The 18,039-nt window shown below is 65.6% G+C and carries 18 protein-coding genes; 14 read left to right on the top strand and 4 right to left on the bottom strand.

All coding sequences use genetic code 11. The annotated features are described in order from the left end of the window. Positions 1-23 precede the first annotated feature (23 nt). The 6 genes from lpxD (at position 24) to AC07UK_RS01295 (ending at position 5,275) form a co-directional block, all read left to right on the top strand. Positions 24-1,115, top strand: a complete 1,092-nt coding sequence (gene lpxD, locus AC07UK_RS01320) for a UDP-3-O-(3-hydroxymyristoyl)glucosamine N-acyltransferase (RefSeq protein WP_494685396.1) — start codon at positions 24-26, stop codon at positions 1,113-1,115. 11 nt (positions 1,116-1,126) lie between these two features. Beyond that, a complete protein-coding gene (gene fabZ / locus AC07UK_RS01315; RefSeq protein WP_013956950.1) occupies positions 1,127-1,576 on the top strand; it encodes a 3-hydroxyacyl-ACP dehydratase FabZ in 450 nt (149 codons plus the stop codon). Between the two features lie 132 nt (positions 1,577-1,708). Next, a complete protein-coding gene (lpxA, locus tag AC07UK_RS01310) occupies positions 1,709-2,512 on the top strand; it encodes an acyl-ACP--UDP-N-acetylglucosamine O-acyltransferase (protein WP_013956949.1) in 804 nt (267 codons plus the stop codon). Between the two features lie 12 nt (positions 2,513-2,524). Then, on the top strand, positions 2,525-3,733 hold the full coding sequence (gene lpxB / locus AC07UK_RS01305; protein ID WP_479946647.1) for a lipid-A-disaccharide synthase: 1,209 nt from the start codon (positions 2,525-2,527) through the stop codon (positions 3,731-3,733). Between the two features lie 29 nt (positions 3,734-3,762). After that, the gene (gene rnhB, locus AC07UK_RS01300; protein WP_436223085.1) at positions 3,763-4,458 is read left to right on the top strand and encodes a ribonuclease HII; all 696 of its coding nucleotides are present in this window, start codon (positions 3,763-3,765) and stop codon (positions 4,456-4,458) included. Between the two features lie 34 nt (positions 4,459-4,492). Then, a complete protein-coding gene (locus AC07UK_RS01295) occupies positions 4,493-5,275 on the top strand; it encodes a TrmH family RNA methyltransferase (RefSeq protein ID WP_436221876.1) in 783 nt (260 codons plus the stop codon). 50 nt (positions 5,276-5,325) lie between these two features. On the opposite strand, the gene ppsR is transcribed toward AC07UK_RS01295, so the two are convergent. Beyond that, positions 5,326-6,129, bottom strand: coding sequence for a posphoenolpyruvate synthetase regulatory kinase/phosphorylase PpsR (gene ppsR, locus AC07UK_RS01290; protein ID WP_010809585.1), 804 nt, complete (start codon positions 6,127-6,129; stop codon positions 5,326-5,328). 413 nt (positions 6,130-6,542) lie between these two features. Here ppsR and ppsA point away from each other — a divergent pair, with 413 nt between their 5' ends. The 3 genes from ppsA (at position 6,543) to AC07UK_RS01275 (ending at position 10,535) form a co-directional block, all read left to right on the top strand. Further along, a complete protein-coding gene (gene ppsA / locus AC07UK_RS01285; RefSeq protein ID WP_436221875.1) occupies positions 6,543-8,927 on the top strand; it encodes a phosphoenolpyruvate synthase in 2,385 nt (794 codons plus the stop codon). Positions 8,928-9,079: 152 nt separating this feature from the next. Next, complete coding sequence (locus AC07UK_RS01280) at positions 9,080-9,502, top strand: NfeD family protein (RefSeq protein ID WP_436221874.1); 423 nt, start codon at positions 9,080-9,082, stop codon at positions 9,500-9,502. A gap of 100 nt (positions 9,503-9,602) precedes the next feature. Then, positions 9,603-10,535, top strand: coding sequence for an SPFH domain-containing protein (locus AC07UK_RS01275; protein ID WP_018309910.1), 933 nt, complete (start codon positions 9,603-9,605; stop codon positions 10,533-10,535). A 40-nt stretch (positions 10,536-10,575) separates the two neighbouring features. Here AC07UK_RS01275 and smpB read toward each other — a convergent pair whose 3' ends face one another. After that, positions 10,576-11,028: an SsrA-binding protein SmpB gene (smpB, locus tag AC07UK_RS01270; RefSeq protein ID WP_013956942.1), complete on the bottom strand. Its 453-nt coding sequence runs from the start codon at positions 11,026-11,028 to the stop codon at positions 10,576-10,578. A 177-nt stretch (positions 11,029-11,205) separates the two neighbouring features. On the opposite strand from smpB, the gene AC07UK_RS01265 reads away from it, so the two are divergent. Both AC07UK_RS01265 and AC07UK_RS01260 read left to right on the top strand, forming a co-directional pair. Beyond that, positions 11,206-11,643: a type II toxin-antitoxin system RatA family toxin gene (locus tag AC07UK_RS01265; RefSeq protein ID WP_010809580.1), complete on the top strand. Its 438-nt coding sequence runs from the start codon at positions 11,206-11,208 to the stop codon at positions 11,641-11,643. Continuing rightward, the gene (locus tag AC07UK_RS01260; protein ID WP_436221873.1) at positions 11,630-11,977 is read left to right on the top strand and encodes an RnfH family protein; all 348 of its coding nucleotides are present in this window, start codon (positions 11,630-11,632) and stop codon (positions 11,975-11,977) included. Before AC07UK_RS01265 ends, AC07UK_RS01260 begins: the two co-directional genes overlap by 14 nt. A 54-nt stretch (positions 11,978-12,031) precedes the next feature. Here the strand turns inward: AC07UK_RS01260 and AC07UK_RS01255 are convergent, their stop codons facing one another. Both AC07UK_RS01255 and AC07UK_RS01250 read right to left on the bottom strand, forming a co-directional pair. Next, positions 12,032-12,553 (bottom strand): DUF4124 domain-containing protein, encoded by a 522-nt coding sequence (locus AC07UK_RS01255; protein WP_436221872.1) that lies wholly within the window; start codon positions 12,551-12,553, stop codon positions 12,032-12,034. Between the two features lie 203 nt (positions 12,554-12,756). Continuing rightward, entirely contained in the window at positions 12,757-13,716 is a 960-nt protein-coding gene (locus tag AC07UK_RS01250) for a DMT family transporter (protein WP_494685397.1), read from the bottom strand. 134 nt (positions 13,717-13,850) lie between these two features. Here AC07UK_RS01250 and guaB point away from each other — a divergent pair, with 134 nt between their 5' ends. The 3 genes from guaB to guaA all read left to right on the top strand — a co-directional run bounded on the left by guaB (position 13,851) and on the right by guaA (position 17,728). Further along, entirely contained in the window at positions 13,851-15,314 is a 1,464-nt protein-coding gene (gene guaB, locus AC07UK_RS01245) for an IMP dehydrogenase (protein ID WP_114135654.1), read from the top strand. Positions 15,315-15,510: 196 nt separating this feature from the next. Beyond that, on the top strand, positions 15,511-16,134 hold the full coding sequence (locus AC07UK_RS01240; protein WP_436221870.1) for a hypothetical protein: 624 nt from the start codon (positions 15,511-15,513) through the stop codon (positions 16,132-16,134). Then, positions 16,109-17,728, top strand: a complete 1,620-nt coding sequence (gene guaA / locus AC07UK_RS01235) for a glutamine-hydrolyzing GMP synthase (protein WP_436221869.1) — start codon at positions 16,109-16,111, stop codon at positions 17,726-17,728. Before AC07UK_RS01240 ends, guaA begins: the two co-directional genes overlap by 26 nt. The last annotated feature ends 311 nt before the right edge of the window (positions 17,729-18,039 follow it).

Below are 18,039 nucleotides of genomic sequence, written 5' to 3'. Positions count from 1 at the left end.
TCGTTTTTTTAGGAAGTACCGCCATGCAGACACCCACACTGGGTCAGCTCGCCACCGAGAACGGCGCGCAGGTTGTGGGTGACCTCGACCTGGCGATCGTCGGCCTGGCTCCCCTGGACCAGGCCGGACCGGGCGAGCTCTCGTTCCTGTCCAATCCGCTCTACGTGCAGCAGGCGCTGGATTCGCAGGCCGGCGCCGTGATTGTCTCGGCAGCCGACCTCGAGCGCGTTCGCGCCGAGGGCAGGGCGGACGGCCGCAACTGGCTGGTGGCGCGCAATCCCTACGTATGCTTTGCCCGCGTGGCGCAGCGTTTCGACCGCGCCGCCAACACCGATACCCGCACCGGCATCGATCCGCGCGCGACCGTGGCGCCCGACGCGGTGGTGCCGGCTTCGTGCTACATCGGCCCCAACGTGGTCATCGAGCGCGGCGCGCGCCTGGGCGAGCGGGTGCGCATCCTGGCCAACGGCTATGTCGGCGCGCAGTCAGAGATCGGCGACGATTCGCTGCTCTATGCCAATGTTTCGGTCTACCACCATTGCGTGGTCGGCGCCCGCGCCATCCTGCACAGCGGCGTGGTGATCGGCGCGGACGGCTTTGGCTTTGCGCCGGACATCAGCGCAACCGGCGTGGAATACGTCAAGATCCCGCAAACGGGACGAGCGGTGCTGGGCAATGACGTGGAGGTCGGCGCCAATACGGCAATCGATCGCGGCGCCATGGCCGACACCGTGATCGAGGACGGCTGCAAGATCGACAACCAGGTCCAGATCGCGCATAACGTGCGCGTCGGGGCCCATACGGTCATCGCAGGCTGCGCCGCGGTATCGGGCAGCACGCGCATCGGGCGCTTCTGCGTGATCGGCGGAGCCGCCAATTTTTCCGGCCACCTGAATATTGCCGACCGCACCACGGTGTCGGGCGGCACCTCGATCACCAAATCCATTACCAAGCCCGGGGGGCATTTCACCAGCGTCTTCCCGTTCCTGCCGCACGGCGAGTGGGAACGCAATGCAGCCATCGTGCGCGGCCTGACCAGGCTGCGCGAACGGGTGGTGGCGCTGGAACGCCGCCTGCGCGGCCAAGCCGCCGGGTCCCAACCCTCACAAGACTAAGAGAAATCATCATGACCGCAGCCGACATCGACATTCGCAAGATCCTCAAGCTGCTGCCGCATCGATATCCGATGCTGCTGGTCGACCGCGTGCTGGAGTTCGATCCGCAGAAGCGCATCAAGACGCTGAAGAACGTCACCATGAACGAGCCGTTCTTCCAGGGCCATTTCCCGGGCCATCCGGTGATGCCTGGGGTGATGATCCTGGAAGCGCTGGCGCAGTCGGCCGGCCTGCTGACCTTCGGCGCCGACATGGAGCGCAAGGAAGACGCACTGTACTACTTTGTCGGCATCGACGGGGCCCGCTTCAAGCAGGTGGTGTACCCGGGCGACCAGCTGCACATGAACGTGACAGTCGAACGCTATATCCGCGGCATCTGGAAGTTCAAGGCGTTCGCCACGGTGGACGACAAGGTGGCCTGCGAGGCCGAGCTGATGTGCACCGTGAAGCAGGCCGAGTGAGGCCGAGCACGGCCCGCGGCACCGCCGCAGGCCGTCCGCCGCGCCCCGTTTGACGGGTGCGAGCGGCCCGGACGGGAACCTTTGCCCCGCGCATGGGCCCATCCTTCACCAGACACACCAGAGGACAGACGTATGACGCAAATCCATCCCACCGCACTGGTTGACCCGAAGGCAGAGCTGGCATCCGACGTGACCGTCGGCCCGTTCTCCATCGTTGGCGCCAATGTGCGGATCGGCAGCGGTACCCGGATCGGCTCGCATACGACGGTCGAGGGTTACACCACGATCGGCGAGGGCAACACGATCGGCCCTTACGCATCGGTCGGCGGCGTGCCGCAGGACATGAAGTACCGCAACGAGCCGACCCGGCTCGAGATCGGCGACCGCAACACCATCCGCGAATTCACCACGATCCACACCGGCACGGTGCAGGACCGCGGCCTGACCAGCCTCGGCAACGACAACTGGATCATGGCCTACGTGCATATCGCGCATGACTGCACGGTCGGCAACCACACCGTGTTTTCCAGCAACGCGCAGATTGCCGGCCACGTTGAAGTGGGCGACTGGGCGATCCTGGGCGGCATGAGCGGCGTGCACCAGTACGTGCGCATCGGCGCCCATGCGATGCTGGGTGGCGCCTCGGCGCTGGTGCAGGACGTGCCGCCGTTCGTGATCGCCGCCAGCGACAAGAGCGGCAACAAGGCCACGCCGCACGGCGTCAATGTCGAGGGGCTGCGCCGCCGTGGCTTCGACGCGGGCCAGATCGCCGCGCTGCGCCAGGCCTACAAGCTGCTTTACAAGTCCGACCTCAGCTTCGACGAGGCGCGCAACGAGATCGTGGCCTTGCTGGGCCAGGCTGATGCAGGCACGGCAGCGCCGCTGCAAGCGTTTGTCGACTTCCTTGCCGCCACCCAGCGCGGCATCGTACGCTGAGGCCGGACCGCAATGGTCGACGCCGCAATTCGGGGTGGCTTGCCCACGGGCAACGGTAGTGCCGCGGACAAGCGCGGCACCATCGCCATGGTGGCCGGCGAGGCCTCAGGCGACCTGCTGGCATCGTTGATGATGGGCGGGCTGCAGTCCCGCCTGGGCGATACGGTGGAGTACGCCGGCATCGGCGGCAAGCGCATGATGGCGCAGGGCTTCACCTCGCGCTGGCCGATGGAGACACTGTCGGTCAATGGCTATGTCGAGGTCCTGGGCTCGCTGCGCGAGATCCTGGCCACGCGGCGCGCGGTGCGCGACTGGCTGCTGGCCAATCCGCCGCAGTGCTTTATCGGGGTTGACGCCCCGGACTTCAATTTCGGGCTGGAAGTGCCGCTGCGCCGTGCCGGCATCCCGGTGGTGCATTTTGTCAGCCCGTCGATCTGGGCCTGGCGCGGCGGGCGCATCCGCACCATCGCGCGTGCGGTGGACCACATCCTGTGCCTGTTCCCGTTCGAGCCCGAGATCTACGCCAAGGCCGGCATTCCCGCCACCTACGTGGGCCATCCGCTGGCCGATGTGATCCCGATGGTGCCTGACGTCGCCGGTGCGCGCGCCGAGCTCGGCCTGCCCGCCGGGCACCGGGTGGTAGCGGTGCTGCCGGGCAGCCGCCAGTCCGAGGTGCGCAACCTTGGCGCCACCTTCTTTGCGGCGATGGCGCAAATGCAGCGCATGGACCCGAACCTGGCGTTCGTGCTGCCGGCGGCGAGTGCGCCGCTGCGCGCCATTATCGAAGCACTGCACGCGCAGTATCCCGAACTGCGCCTGACCATCGTCGACGGCAAGTCGCACCAGGCGATGGAAGCAGCCGACGTGGTGCTGCTGGCCAGCGGCACCGCCACGCTGGAGGCGGCGCTGTACAAGAAGCCCATGGTGATCTCGTACAAGGTGCCCTGGCTGACCGCGCAGATCATGAAGCGGCAGGGTTACCTGCCGTACGTGGGATTGCCTAATATCCTTTCAGGGCGCTTCGTCGTGCCGGAACTGCTGCAGGACGATGCCACGCCCGAGGCGCTGGCCCGCGAAACGCTGCTGCAGCTCAACGACGAGGGCAACACCGCCTTCCTCTACGAGCATTTCACCCGCATGCACGAGACGCTTAAGTGCAATACCGCGCAACTGGCCGCCGATGTGGTGGTGGACCTGATGCACAGCCGGGGGACCGTCTGATGGCGCGCCGCAACGCCGCTTCTCCCCAGATGGGCCTCGATCTCGCCCCGGCCGCTGCCGCCGTGCAGCGCCTGTGCGGCGTTGACGAGGCGGGCCGCGGCCCGCTGGCCGGGCCGGTCTATGCCGCCGCGGTGATACTGGACCCGAAGCGTCCGATTCGCGGGTTGGCCGACTCCAAGATCCTGACTGCCGCCAAGCGCGAGCAGCTCTACGAAAAGATCTGCGAACGCGCGCTGGGCTGGCATATCGCCTTCGCCACGGTCGAGGAGATCGATACGCTCAACATCCTGCACGCCAGCATGCTGGCAATGCAGCGTGCCGTGCAGGGGCTGGCCGCCAGTGGCATCGTGCCGGACCTGGTGCAGGTGGATGGCAATCGTTGCCCGCAGGTGCCGTTCCCGGTCGAAGCCATTGTCCAGGGCGATGCGCTGGTCAAGGCGATCTCGGCGGCGTCGATCCTGGCCAAGGTGGCGCGCGACCGCGAGCTGAGGGTGCTGCACGAGCGCTATCCGCAGTACGGCTTCGATTCGCACGTCGGCTATGGCACGCCGCAGCATCTGGCTGCGCTGGCTGAGTTCGGCGCCACGCCGCACCACCGCCGTACATTTGCGCCCGTGCGCGAGGCGCTGGAGCAGCGGCCCATGTTCACCGCGGTGGCCGAAGTTACCGAAGTCATCGAAGTCACCGGGGCCAGCGCCCCGGTATCGGTCACGATCGCGCCCTGAGGCGCAACCGGCGCATCCCGACAATTCCCGCATCGTGAAGCACGTCACCTCGCGCGACAACGCGCTATTCAAGCATCTGAAGGCCCTGGCCACTTCCACGCACCAGCGCCGCAAAGCAGGGCAGTCGCTGCTCGACGGCGTGCACCTGGCGCAGGCCTATGTGGCCGCGCGCGGCCAGCCCGTCACCTGCGTGGTGTCGGAACGGCACTACGACCACGCCGAGGTGGCGCCGGTGCTGGCGCTGATCGAGGCCGAGCGCGTGGTGGTGCTGGCCGATGCACTGTTCACGCAGATCAGCGGCGTAGTCAATGGCATCGACCTGATGCTGGTGATCGAGACGCCGGTCGGGCACCTGCCGGCGCGCATCGAACAAGACTGCATCATCCTGGACGGGGTGCAGGATGCCGGCAATGTCGGGTCGATCCTGCGCAGTGCCGCCGCCGCCGGCATCGAGCATGCCTTCCTTGCCACCGGCTGTGCCTTTGCCTGGTCGGTCAAGACGCTGCGTGCCGGCATGGGTGCCAACTTTCACCTGAATATCGTCGAGCACTGCACGCTTGAGTCGCTGGCGCCGCGCCTCGCGGTGCCGCTGCTGGCGACTTCATCGCATGCCGATGCCGCGGTATTCGACACCGATCTGCGCGGGCCGGTGGCCTGGGTGGTCGGCAATGAGGGGGCAGGGGTCAGCGACGGCTGGATGGCACACGTCACGCGCAAGGTGGGCATCCCGCAACCGGGCGGGCTGGAATCGCTGAATGTGGCGGCGGCGACCGCGATCTGCCTGTTCGAGGCAGTGCGCCAGCGGCGCGCCGCCTGAGGCTGCGTAGGCAGCACAAGGAGAAAGCGGCCTGAGCGGCCGCTTTTTGCTTAGTAGTTGTCGCGATCGACCTTGATCTCCTGCAGGATCGTGGTCGCGATCTCTTCAATCGATTTGTGCGTGGAAGAGAGCCATTTGATCCCTTCGCGCCGCATCATCGCCTCGGCCTCATTGACTTCATAGCGGCAGTTTTCCAGCGCCGCATACTTGCTGCCGGGACGGCGCTCGTTGCGGATCTCGGTCAGGCGCTGCGGATCGATCGACAGGCCGAAGATCTTCGGCTTGAACGCATACAAGGCCGACGGCAGCCGGCCGCGCTCGAAATCGTCTGGGATCAGCGGGTAATTGGCCGCCTTCAGCCCGTATTGCATGGCCAGGTAGAGGCTGGTCGGGGTCTTGCCGCTGCGCGACACGCCCACCAGGATCACATCGGCTTCTTCCAGGTTCTTGTGTGACTGACCGTCATCATGGGCCAGCGAGAAGTTGATTGCCTCGATCCGGTTTTTGTAAGCCTCGGTGTCGGCGTTCTGGTGGAAGCGGCCGATTGCATGGGTGGACTTCAGGCCCAGTTCCTTCTCAAGCGGCTCAATGAAAGTCTGGAACATGTCCAGGATCATCGCCTTGGCGCGGCGCAGTGCCTTGTTCGCTTCCTGGTTGACCAGCGTGGTGAAGACAATGGGCGGCACGCCTTCGTTGTGGAATGCCTCATTGATCTTGCCGACGGCGATATGTGCCTTTTCCGGGGTATCGACGAAGGGCATGCGCACCTTGCGGAAGCGCATCTCGAACTGGGCCAGGATCGAGTGGCTGAACGTCTCCGCCGTGATGCCGGTGCCATCCGAGACGATGAACACGGTTCGGACCGCAGGGCGCTCGCTGGCCTGGGGTGTGGGGGCGGAGGGGGATTCAGGCTGCGTTCCAGGCTGGGACCCGGGTGTCGCCGTTCCGGGCGCTTCTGGCAGGGACATGGGGATGGCGCACATGGGGATGGCGCGTTAATAAATAGATTCAATCTTCCGCAGAAAAGTGCGGCGCAGCACGGTAGAATAGCGGCGATCTTTTCGCTAAGCAATTCTGCGGGGTGCACGCGCGTGCAACAAACAGCCTCGGAATTGTCGACAATGTGCGCTACGCGATGAGAGCCGTAGCGTCAGGTCCGCAGCGCCAGTTCGGGGTTGCTTAGCCAAGCGATCATTGGTCCGGGAACAGAACGCCAACAACATACCGGGCCTGCGCGACAAGTTTTCTACTTTGTTTTGAGGCTCTCATGACTAACCAGGCAGATAACGGCGCCTATGTGCTGCCGTTCGAGCAGTTGCGCATGGCTGACGTGGAAATCGTCGGCGGCAAGAATTCGTCGCTGGGCGAGATGATCTCCCAGCTGGCGGAAGCCGGCGTCCGGGTTCCCGGCGGCTTTGCCACCACCGCGCTCGCCTTCCGCGACTTCCTTGCCCACAACAACCTGACCGAGCGCATTTCCCAGCGCCTGAAGACCCTGAACGTCGACGACGTCAAGGCCCTGGCCGAGGCCGGTGCCGAGATCCGCGAGTGGGTCGCATCTGCGCCGTTCCAGCCGCGCCTGGAACAGGAAATCCGTGAATCCTACGCCCGCGTGGCCGAGCGCGAAGGCGCCGAGGCTTCGTTCGCGGTGCGTTCTTCGGCCACCGCCGAAGACCTGCCCGACGCCTCGTTCGCCGGCCAGCAAGAGTCCTACCTGAACGTCAGCGGCATCGACGACGTGCTCGACAAGATCAAGCACGTGTTCGCCTCGCTGTACAACGACCGTGCCATTTCCTACCGCGTGCACAAGGGCTTTGCCCATGACGTGGTGGCGCTGTCGGCCGGCATCCAGCGCATGGTGCGTTCGGACCTGGCCTCTTCGGGCGTGATGTTCACCATCGACACCGAATCCGGCTTCCCCGACGTGGTCTTCATCACCTCCAGCTACGGCCTGGGTGAAACGGTGGTGCAGGGCGCGGTCAACCCGGACGAGTTCTACGTCTTCAAGCCGACGCTGCAAGCCGGCCAGTACCCGATCATCCGGCGTTCGATCGGCTCCAAGCTGATCAAGATGGAATTCACCAAGCCGGGCGAAACCGGCCGCGTCAAGACCGTCGACGTGCCCACCGAACTGCGCAACCGCTACTCGATCACCGACGACGACGTGACCGAGCTGGCCAGGTACGCGATGATCATCGAGAAGCACTATGGCCGCCCGATGGACATCGAGTGGGGCAAGGACGGCAAGGACGGCAAGATCTACATCCTGCAGGCCCGCCCGGAAACGGTGAAGAGCCAGTCCGCCGGCAAGGCCGAGCTGCGCTTCAAGCTCAAGGGCACCGCGCCCGTGCTGACCAGCGGCCGCGCCATCGGCCAGAAGATCGGCACCGGCCCGGTGCGCGTCATCAACGACCCGTCCGAGATGGAACGCGTGCAGCCCGGCGACGTGCTGGTGGCCGACATGACCGACCCGAACTGGGAGCCGGTGATGAAGCGTGCCTCGGCCATCGTCACCAACCGTGGCGGCCGTACCTGCCACGCGGCCATCATCGCGCGTGAACTGGGCGTGCCGGCCGTGGTCGGCTGCGGCGACGCCACCGACGTGCTGAAGGACGGCACGCTGGTGACCGTGTCGTGCGCCGAAGGCGACGAAGGCCGCATCTACGACGGCCTGCTGGAAACCGAAGTGACCGAAGTCCAGCGTGGCGACATGCCGGAAATCGACGTCAAGCTGATGATGAACGTGGGCAACCCGCAGCTGGCATTCGACTTCGCGCAGATCCCGAACTGCGGCGTCGGCCTGGCCCGCCTGGAATTCATCATCAACAACAACATCGGCGTCCACCCGAAGGCCATCCTCGACTACCCGCAAGTCGATGCCGACCTGAAGAAGGCCGTGGAAAGCGTGGCCCGCGGCCACGCCAGCCCGCGCGCGTTCTACGTCGACAAGCTGGCCGAGGGCATCGCCACCATCGGCGCGGCCTTCTACCCGAAGCCCGTGATCGTGCGCCTGTCGGACTTCAAGTCCAACGAGTACAAGAAGCTGATCGGCGGTTCGCGCTACGAGCCGGACGAGGAAAACCCGATGCTGGGCTTCCGCGGCGCCTCGCGCTACATCGCCGACGACTTCGCCGAAGCGTTCGAGATGGAATGCAAGGCCATGAAGCGCGTGCGCGACGAAATGGGCCTGACCAACGTCGAGATCATGGTGCCGTTCGTGCGTACGCTCGGCCAGGCAGAGAAGGTCATCGAGCTGCTGGCCAAGCACGGCCTGAAGCGCGGCGAGAACGGCCTGCGCATCATCATGATGTGCGAAGTGCCGTCCAACGCGATCCTGGCCGAAGAGTTCCTGCAGTACTTCGACGGCTTCTCGATCGGTTCGAACGACCTGACGCAGCTGACGCTGGGCCTGGACCGCGACTCCGGCATGGAACTGCTGGCCAAGGACTTCGACGAACGCGATCCGGCAGTGCGGTTCATGCTGTCGCGCGCCATCGAGGCGTGCATCCGCCTGAACAAGTACGTCGGCATCTGCGGCCAGGGTCCTTCGGACCATCCGGACTTTGCCGAGTGGCTGGCCAAGGAAGGCATCAAGTCGATCTCGCTGAATCCGGACTCGGTGGTCGAGACCTGGCAAAAGCTGGCTTCCTGAAGCATTTGACGTCACAATAACGATATTGCCGGCGCCTTCTGGCAGCCGGCAGGCACCGGCCCTGCGTCAGGTGTTGCTACTGCCCCGCAGACGCTGAAAGGCGCTGCGGGGTTTTTACTTTTCGGGATGTCTCTGGACGAACGGGGGCTTGGATGGCGTACTACATCTGGTTCGTGGCAGCGGTCGCGCTGGTGATCATCGAGCTGAACACCGGCACCTTTTACCTGCTGATGGTGGCGGTGGGGCTGGCCGCGGGCGGCGTGGGGGCCCTGCTAGGGTTGTCGCCGGCCACGCAGACGCTGGTGGCAGCGCTGGTCGCGGCGGTGCTGATCGCCGCGCTGCGCCGTACCCGCTTTGGCAAGCTGCGGCGCGGCAACGCCGCTGCCGATCCCGACGTCAATCTCGATATCGGCCAGGAGCTCGACGTGCCCGGCTGGGATGCCAACGGGCGCGCCCGCGTGCCTTACCGCGGCGCTGACTGGACTGTGGAATTGGCGCCCGATTGCGCCGCCGCGCCAGGCCGCTACCGCATCGTCGCAGTGCGCGGCAGCACCCTGGTCGTGTCTCCCCGCTGAAATCCTGTCTTATTGCGTGGCGCGGCAATTGCTGCGCTGCGATCCGCCTGCCGCCGCCTGGCGGCTCCGTACTGCTGTCTTCTGTCTGGAGGGTCGTTACATGCTCGCATTTCAGCTTGGTTTGTTGCCGCTGATCATCCTTATTGCCGTCATCGTGCTGATTGCCAAGGGCATCAAGATCGTGCCGCAGCAGCATGCCTGGGTGCTCGAGCGCCTCGGCCGCTACCATGCGACGCTGACACCGGGGCTGTCGATCGTGGTGCCGTTCGTCGACCGCGTCGCCTACAAGCACGTGCTCAAGGAAATCCCGCTCGACGTGCCCAGCCAGGTCTGCATCACCAGGGACAACACCCAGCTGCAGGTCGATGGCGTGCTGTACTTCCAGGTTACGGACCCGATGAAGGCATCGTATGGATCGAGCAATTTCGTGGTGGCGATCACGCAGCTGTCGCAGACCACGCTGCGCTCGGTGATCGGCAAGCTGGAGCTCGACAAGACCTTCGAAGAGCGCGAGTTCATCAACCACAGCGTGGTCAACGCGCTGGATGAGGCTGCCGCCAACTGGGGCGTCAAGGTGCTGCGCTACGAGATCAAGGACCTGACCCCGCCCAAGGAGATCCTGCACGCGATGCAGGCGCAGATCACCGCCGAGCGCGAAAAGCGCGCGCTGATCGCCGCGTCGGAGGGCAAGCGCCAGGAGCAGATCAACCTTGCCACGGGCGCGCGCGAGGCGGCGATCCAGAAGTCAGAGGGCGAGCGTCAGGCCGCCATCAACAGGGCGCAGGGCGAGGCGAGCGCGATCCTGGCGGTGGCCGAGGCCAATGCGCAGGCGATCCAGAAGATCGGCAATGCGATCCGCACCGAAGGTGGCATGGATGCGGTCAACTTGAAGGTGGCCGAGGAATACGTGGCCGCGTTCGGCAACCTGGCCAAGCAGGGCAATACGCTGATCGTGCCGGGCAATATGGGCGAGATGAGCAGCATGATCGCGTCCGCCCTGCAGATCGTGAAGGGGCAGCAGAAGGCTGCCTGAAGGGGCTGACGGACACGCCGCGGCAGCGCGGCGCCCGGGCTCAGTCCTTGGCGTCGCCCTTCATGATGCGGGCCTTCTCGCGCTGCCAGTCGCGCTGTTTCTCGGTCTCGCGCTTGTCGAACTGCTTCTTGCCCTTGGCCAGGCCGATCTCGCATTTGACGCGGCCGCGCGTGTAGTGCAGGTTCAGCGGGACCAGCGTGTAGCCGCGCTGCTCGACCTTGCCGATCAGCTTCTTGATCTCGTCGGCCTTGAGCAGCAGCTTGCGGGTGCGCACCGGGTCGGGATTGACGTGGGTGGAGGCGCTTTGCAGCGGGCTGATGTGGGCGCCGATCAGGAACATTTCGGCGTCGCGCACCACCACGTAGCCTTCCTTGATCTGCACGCGGTTGGCGCGGATCGCCTTGACTTCCCAGCCTTCCAGCACGATCCCGGCCTCATATCGCTCTTCGATGAAGTAGTCGAAAAAGGCCTTTTTGTTGTCTGCGATGGTCATGCGTGCGGGTGGGGGAACAATGAGTGGAATCCGGTCGGATCGCTGCAGTGCCGCATGGCGAGGTGCCGCCATGCGCCAGCGTCGGCTAAAATTGGCATTTTAGCAAACCAGCCCCGGTACCGGCTCATGCTGCCGCGCGTTGCGCACGGCATGGCCGGAAGCCAGATTGCCCACTACATGGCAGACGTCCATAAATCCGTGCTGCTCGGCTACTCCGCCGCGCAGATGTACGACCTGGTCACGCGCGTGGAGGACTATCCCAAGTTCCTTCCATGGTGCGGTGGCGTGGAGGTGTTCGAGCAGACCGATACCATGCTCGACGCCAAGATCCATATCCACTTCAAAGGGATCCAGCAGTTCTTCCACACCCGCAATACGCAGGAACGCCCCACGCGCATCGACATGACCTTTGCCGACGGGCCGTTCAAGACCTTCAACGGCGCGTGGCGCTTTACGCCACTGCGCGAAGACGCCTGCAAGATCGAATTCCACCTGCACTATGAGTTTTCCAGCCTGCTGCTGGAAAAAATCATCGGCCCGGTCTTCAGCATGATTGCCAATACCTTTGTCGACGCCTTCGTCAAGCGAGCCGAGGTGGTCTATGTCGCCAACTGACGGTGGGGCAGGGACGGTGCATATCGCGGTCTGCTATGCGCGGCCCGATACCGTCTTCCTGAAGGAGATCGACGTGCCTGCCGGCACCACGATTGCCGCGGCCATCGTCGGCTCCGGGCTGCAGCAGGCCTGTCCGGAGGTGGACCCGTCGACCATGCGGGTGGGTATCTTCGGCAAGCTCAAGACGCCGGAGACGGTGGTGCGCGAAGGCGATCGCGTGGAGGTTTACCGGCCCTTGACCGCCGATCCCAAGCAGGCGCGCCGCAAGCGGGTGCAGAAGCAGCGCGCGGGCGGCACGCGCGAAGGCCAGAAGTGGTTGCGCGGCAGCAGTTGAGCCGAGCTTGCCAGGCATGCAAACGGGGCCGATGCGCCCCGTTTTTCTTTGACGTCAGCTGCAGTTCTTCTCGAGGCTGGCGTTGGTCTTGAGCATCTCGGCCTGGCGCTGGTCGCTGTTCAGGTGCTGCAGCGAGCCGTCCGGACCCGCCACCGCGGCGCGCATGCCTTGCTGCAGGCCGTTGGCGTAGCTGCGCAGCTGGGCGCAGCGGGCCTCGCGCTCAGCCGCCTCGCTTTCCTTGCGGGCCTCTTCGGTGGCGGCCTTCAGGCTGGCCTCGCGGCGCTTCTGGAAGGCTTCTTCGGGCGTCGGCGCCGGGGCCGCCGCGGGCTTGGCCGCGGCTTTGGCCGGAGCGGGGGCAGCAGGGGCGGGTGCCGTGGCATTGGCGGCCTCCACCGGCTGGAACTCGCCGGCAAAGCGGCCCGGCGCGCGCAGCACCTTGGCTGCCGCCGCCGACGGCGGCACGTCGCTGTAGACCATGCGGCCGTTGGCGTCGCGCCATTGCCAGTAGGCAAGGGCCTGGACGGGAACGGCGAGAGTGGCGGCGGCAAGCAGGCACAGCGCGGACGATCGTTTCATGGCGAGGCGTCTTAAAGTGACTTGGAAGTAACTGGTGCGGCTGGAATCGTGCTGGGCCGCCGGCTGCGCGCATGGCGATGCCGCGGCAGGACAGCCGCGGCGATGGCTTGGCGCCCGCCTGGTATCAGGTGCGTAGCGCCGGTTTGACCCTGGTAAAGCTATTGTTCGTGGCGTGTGTGACCCCCGCGCCATCGTTCGCTAGTCTACGCAGACTTGTCGGTGGCGTGCAAGCGCACCGACCAGGCCACGCCGACCATCAGCAACACAATGGCGGCGATTTCCAGCGGCCGCGGCCATCGGTGGTCGAAGACAAAGCCGTAGGCCAGCGCGAACAGCGTCTCGAACACGATCATCTGGCCCGACAGCGTCAGCGGCAGGCGCCGGCTGGCAATATTCCACAGGTTGTTGCCGATCAGCGACGCGCCCAGCGCCACCGCGGCGTTGACCATCCAGAACCACTGCCAGTCACGGCCGCTGTCGCCCGCGGTCAGCGTGTCGCCCGCCAGCACCCAGCCGATCACGGCCAGCACCGCCGACACCGCGCCGGTCGACAACCCGTACAACGCCGACCATTCATTGCCGCTGTAGTGCGGGTTTCGCTGCAGGTAGCGTGCGTTATCGACCGCGTAGAGCGTCCAGCAGACCAGCGCGCCGGCCGCGCAGCAGACCCCGGCCAGTTTCTGCCAGACCGGCCGGACTGCCGCACCGGCTGCCGCCGCGTGGGCGCTCTGGCCGCCGCCGAACAGGTCGATATTGATGCAGGCGATGCCGGCGGCCACCACCAGCAGCGGCCACACCAGCCGCGACAGTGGCACGGCGCCGTGGTCGCGCCGGCCCATGATGGTGACCGAGATCGGCAGGATGCCGATGATCAGCGAAGTGGGGCCCACCCCGGCGAGCTGCACGCCGAAGGCCAGCAGCACGTAGTAGAGCAGGTTGCCGGTGAAGGCCTGGCGCAGCAGCGCCACGCAGTCCGCCCGGGTCAGCTTGCACGCGATGCGCTTCATCAGCGGCAGCGCGGCCACGAAGGCGACCAGCCCGTAGGCCAGGTAGCGGCCGATGGCCAGCTCCCACGGCGAGAACACGGGCAGCAGCTTGGGGGCGATAAAGACCATGCCCCAGAAGGCGCCTGCCAGCAGCCCGCACAATACGCCGATTCCCATGCTTCGGTTCGCCCGAGTAAAAACCGACGAGCATAGCAGACCGCTTGCAGGAAAGCCTGCAGGAAAGCCCGTTGCAGTGCATCAGCAAAGCGCGCATTCCTGTATAATTCGGTTTTGCGCCTAGAGGATTTGCTATGCGTCTTGTCCAGAAAGCACTCACATTCGATGACGTGCTGCTCGTACCGGCCTATTCGGCCGTCCTTCCCCGGGATGTCTCCCTCCGCACCAGCCTGACCCGCTCCATTGAACTGAACATCCCGCTGGTATCCGCGGCGATGGACACAGTGACGGAAGCCCGCCTGGCGATTTCCATGGCGCAGGCCGGCGGTATCGGCATCGTCCACAAGAACCTGAAGCCCGCCGACCAGGCCCGCGAAGTTGCGCGCGTCAAGCGTTATGAGTCGGGCGTGCTGCGTGATCCGATCACCATTTCGCCGGACATGAAGGTCCGCGATGTGATCGCGCTGTCGCAGCAACACGGCATTTCCGGCTTCCCGGTGCTGGAAGGCAAGGCTGTGGTCGGCATCATCACCAACCGCGACCTGCGCTTCGAGGAAGAACTCGACGCCCCGGTGCGCGCCAAGATGACGCCCCGCGAAAAGCTGGTGACCGTGGCCGAAGGCGCGACGCTGGAAGAAGCCAAGCGCCTGATGAACCGCCACCGCCTTGAGCGCGTGCTGGTGGTCAACCAGGCCTTCGAGCTGCGCGGCCTGATCACGGTGAAGGACATCCAGAAGGCCGTGGACAATCCGCTGGCCAGCAAGGACGACCACGGCCAGCTGCGCGTAGGCGCCGCGGTCGGCGTGGGCCCGGACAACGACGAGCGCGTTGAACTGCTGGTCAAGGCCGGCGTCGATGTGATTGTGGTGGATACGGCGCACGGTCATAGCCAGGGCGTGCTGGACCGCGTCCGCTGGGTCAAGCAGAACTTCCCGCAGGTGCAGGTGGTTGGCGGCAATATCGCCACCGGCGATGCCGCGCGTGCGCTGGTCGAGCATGGCGCCGACGGCGTCAAGGTCGGCATCGGCCCGGGTTCGATCTGCACCACGCGTATCGTTGCCGGCGTGGGCGTGCCCCAGATCACGGCGGTTTCCAACGTTGCCGAAGCCCTCAAGGGCACCGGCGTGCCGCTGATCGCTGACGGCGGCGTGCGCTACTCCGGCGATGTGGCCAAGGCCCTGGCGGCCGGCGCCCACACCGTGATGATGGGCGGCATGTTCTCGGGTACCGAGGAAGCACCGGGCGAAACGTTCCTGTTCCAGGGCCGTTCGTTCAAGAGCTACCGCGGCATGGGTTCGGTGGGTGCGATGAAGGATGGCGCGGCAGACCGCTACTTCCAGGAAGACAACACCGCCAATGTCGACAAGCTGGTGCCTGAAGGCATTGAAGGGCGCGTGCCGTACAAGGGCTCGGTGATGGCGATCATCCACCAGCTGACCGGTGGCATACGGTCCTCGATGGGCTATTGCGGCAGCAAGTCGATTGCCGACTGGCACGAGAGCGCCCAGTTCGTGCAGATCACGGCAGCCGGCATGCGTGAATCGCACGTGCACGACGTGCAGATCACCAAGGAAGCGCCGAACTACCATATCGACTGACGCGCAGCGGCTGCGCCCGTCGCCTCGCGGCGGTGCGTGGCCGCAAGATCGTCGGGGCGAGGGCGCAATGCCGCGGGCGGCGCCTTCGCCTGACCGGAATGCCATCCGGCCCGGCCGCTCGCCACGCCGGTGTTGCCTGAACGTGGGCCACACCAGCCGGCCGCACCATCGGCCAGGCCCATGACGAGGAGCGCCAATGAAGGTATTGCTGCGAGCCGTGCTGTTTTTTGATGCCCTGGTGGATTTGCTGCTGGGCATCCTGCTGCTGCTGTCCCCGTTCACCACGCTGTATGCGGCGCTGCAGTTGCCGCAGCCGCAACCGGCCCTGTTCGGGCAACTGCTGGGCGTGGCACTGGTCGGCCTGGCCGTGCTGCTGTGGCAGGCAACCTTCAACGGCCAGCTGACGGTGCCAGTGGCGCGCACGGCCGGCTATGTGAACCTGGCCAGCGCAGTGCTGATCATTGCCTGGATGGTGTTCATGGAACTGCCGCTGGTCGGCGCGGGCAAGATCTGGCTGCCGGTGATGGCAGTGGTGCTGGCGTTTTTCGCGCTGGTGCAGATTCCCGCTTCCAGGCGCGTGCGCAACCGCGAAAGGCAGCTGAAGGCCGAGCGCGCACTGCAGGAACAGGAAAACAAGAAGGAAGTCCGCAAGGAACCCGGCGTCGCCCCCGCGGCGCGCCCAACGAATACCCCAGAATACCGGCGCGAGCCGGTCATCACGCCGCCGCCGGGCTATGGCCCCGGCACGGAAGTCGTGACCGAGCCCATCCCGGAAGACACGCCATCGGCCCATCATGCACGACAAAATCCTCATTCTTGATTTCGGCTCGCAGGTCACGCAGCTGATCGCCCGCCGCGTCCGCGAGGCGCACGTCTATTGCGAGATCCACCCGAACGACGTCTCCGACGACTTCGTCCGCGAGTTCGCCCCCAAGGCCATCATCCTGTCGGGCAGCCACGCCAGCACCTATGAAGACCACCAGCTGCGCGCGCCGCAGGCCGTGTGGGACCTGGGCGTGCCGGTGCTGGGCATCTGCTACGGCATGCAGACCATGGCCGTGCAACTGGGCGGCAAGGTCGAGTGGAGCGACCACCGCGAATTCGGCTACGCCGAGGTGCGCGCCCATGGCCACACCAACCTGCTCAAGGACATCGAGGATTTCCGCACGCCGGAAGGCCATGGCATGCTCAAGGTCTGGATGAGCCACGGCGACAAGGTTGCCGGCCTGCCGCCGGGCTTCAAGCTGATGGCCTCCACCCCCAGCTGCCCGATCGCCGGCATGGCCGACGAGGCGCGCGGCTACTACGCGGTGCAGTTCCACCCCGAGGTCACGCATACCGCCAAGGGCCGCCAGATGCTGGAGCGCTTCGTGCTCGGCATCGCTGGCTGCAAGCCTGACTGGGTCATGCACGACCATATCGCGGAAGCCGTCGCCAAGATCCGCGAGCAGGTCGGCGATGAAGAAGTCATCCTGGGCCTGTCCGGCGGCGTCGACTCGTCGGTGGCCGCGGCGCTGATCCACCGCGCCATCGGCGATCAGCTCACCTGCGTGTTCGTCGACCACGGCCTGCTGCGCCTGGACGAAGGCAAGATGGTGATGGACATGTTCGCCGGCCGCCTGCACGCCAAGGTCGTGCATATCGACGCCTCCGAACAGTTCCTCGGCCACCTGGCCGGCGTGACCGATCCCGAGCAGAAGCGCAAGATCATCGGCCGCGAGTTCGTCGAAGTGTTCCAGGCCGAGGCCAAGAAGCTGAGCAACGCCAAGTGGCTGGCGCAGGGCACGATCTATCCGGACGTGGTGGAGTCGGGCGGCACCAAGACCAAGAAGGCCACCACCATCAAGAGCCACCACAACGTCGGCGGCCTGCCGGAAACGCTGGGCCTGAAGTTGCTGGAGCCGCTGCGCGACCTGTTCAAGGACGAAGTGCGCGAGCTGGGCGTGGCCCTGGGCCTGCCGCCGGAAATGGTCTACCGCCACCCGTTCCCGGGCCCGGGCCTGGGCGTGCGCATCCTGGGCGAGGTCAAGCGCGACTACGCCGACCTGCTGCGCCGTGCCGATGCCATCTTCATCGAAGAACTGCGCAAGACCATCGCCACTGAACACGACGCCGCAGCGGGCCTGTGCGAGCCGGACCAGGTCGGCAAGAGCTGGTACGACCTGACCAGCCAAGCCTTCGCCGTGTTCCTGCCGGTCAAGTCCGTGGGCGTGATGGGCGATGGCCGCACCTACGACTACGTCGTCGCGCTGCGCGCGGTGCAGACCACCGACTTCATGACCGCGCACTGGGCACACCTGCCGTATGCGCTGCTGGGCCGTTGCTCGAACCGGATCATTAACGAAGTCCGTGGCCTGAACCGGGTTGTGTATGACGTGTCGGGGAAACCGCCGGCGACGATTGAGTGGGAGTGAAATCGGGTTCTTCGGTGACTATCGCCGGCCAGCGGAACAGGTTGGCGGTAGAACCCCGGGGCCGGATTGAAGCCCTCCCGTTCAGATGCCGCTGCGGCCGGGGTCAAGCGCGAGGATATCGAGCGTGATCGGTCAAGCCCCCAAGGCGCGTGCAAGGATTTCTGACTACCTCTCAAAGCGGTATCTGGATATCTTCCAGGCGTAGTCCAGCACGTCGCGGGTCATCACGGCATAGGGCGTCCCGCGGCGCTACCCTGTCGGGGACGCATGTCACGCAAAACACCTCTGCGAGCGGCTTGCCGTTGACTTCG

Source organism: Cupriavidus sp. GW821-FHT07C08 (genome assembly GCF_059419025.1).
This window is presented reverse-complemented; position numbering and strand designations above follow the sequence as displayed.

Coding starts and splice junctions, on each gene's coding strand:
- ppsA (WP_436221875.1), top strand. CDS start 6,543: ATGACTAACCAGGCAGATAACGGCGCCTATGTGCTGCCGTTCGAGCAG.
- AC07UK_RS01250 (WP_494685397.1), bottom strand. CDS start 13,716: ATGGGAATCGGCGTATTGTGCGGGCTGCTGGCAGGCGCCTTCTGGGGC.
- smpB (WP_013956942.1), bottom strand. CDS start 11,028: ATGACCATCGCAGACAACAAAAAGGCCTTTTTCGACTACTTCATCGAA.
- AC07UK_RS01240 (WP_436221870.1), top strand. CDS start 15,511: ATGAAGGTATTGCTGCGAGCCGTGCTGTTTTTTGATGCCCTGGTGGAT.
- lpxB (WP_479946647.1), top strand. CDS start 2,525: ATGGTCGACGCCGCAATTCGGGGTGGCTTGCCCACGGGCAACGGTAGT.
- AC07UK_RS01275 (WP_018309910.1), top strand. CDS start 9,603: ATGCTCGCATTTCAGCTTGGTTTGTTGCCGCTGATCATCCTTATTGCC.
- AC07UK_RS01260 (WP_436221873.1), top strand. CDS start 11,630: ATGTCGCCAACTGACGGTGGGGCAGGGACGGTGCATATCGCGGTCTGC.
- lpxD (WP_494685396.1), top strand. CDS start 24: ATGCAGACACCCACACTGGGTCAGCTCGCCACCGAGAACGGCGCGCAG.
- rnhB (WP_436223085.1), top strand. CDS start 3,763: ATGGGCCTCGATCTCGCCCCGGCCGCTGCCGCCGTGCAGCGCCTGTGC.
- AC07UK_RS01265 (WP_010809580.1), top strand. CDS start 11,206: ATGGCAGACGTCCATAAATCCGTGCTGCTCGGCTACTCCGCCGCGCAG.
- AC07UK_RS01280 (WP_436221874.1), top strand. CDS start 9,080: ATGGCGTACTACATCTGGTTCGTGGCAGCGGTCGCGCTGGTGATCATC.
- lpxA (WP_013956949.1), top strand. CDS start 1,709: ATGACGCAAATCCATCCCACCGCACTGGTTGACCCGAAGGCAGAGCTG.
- fabZ (WP_013956950.1), top strand. CDS start 1,127: ATGACCGCAGCCGACATCGACATTCGCAAGATCCTCAAGCTGCTGCCG.
- guaB (WP_114135654.1), top strand. CDS start 13,851: ATGCGTCTTGTCCAGAAAGCACTCACATTCGATGACGTGCTGCTCGTA.
- guaA (WP_436221869.1), top strand. CDS start 16,109: ATGCACGACAAAATCCTCATTCTTGATTTCGGCTCGCAGGTCACGCAG.
- AC07UK_RS01255 (WP_436221872.1), bottom strand. CDS start 12,553: ATGAAACGATCGTCCGCGCTGTGCCTGCTTGCCGCCGCCACTCTCGCC.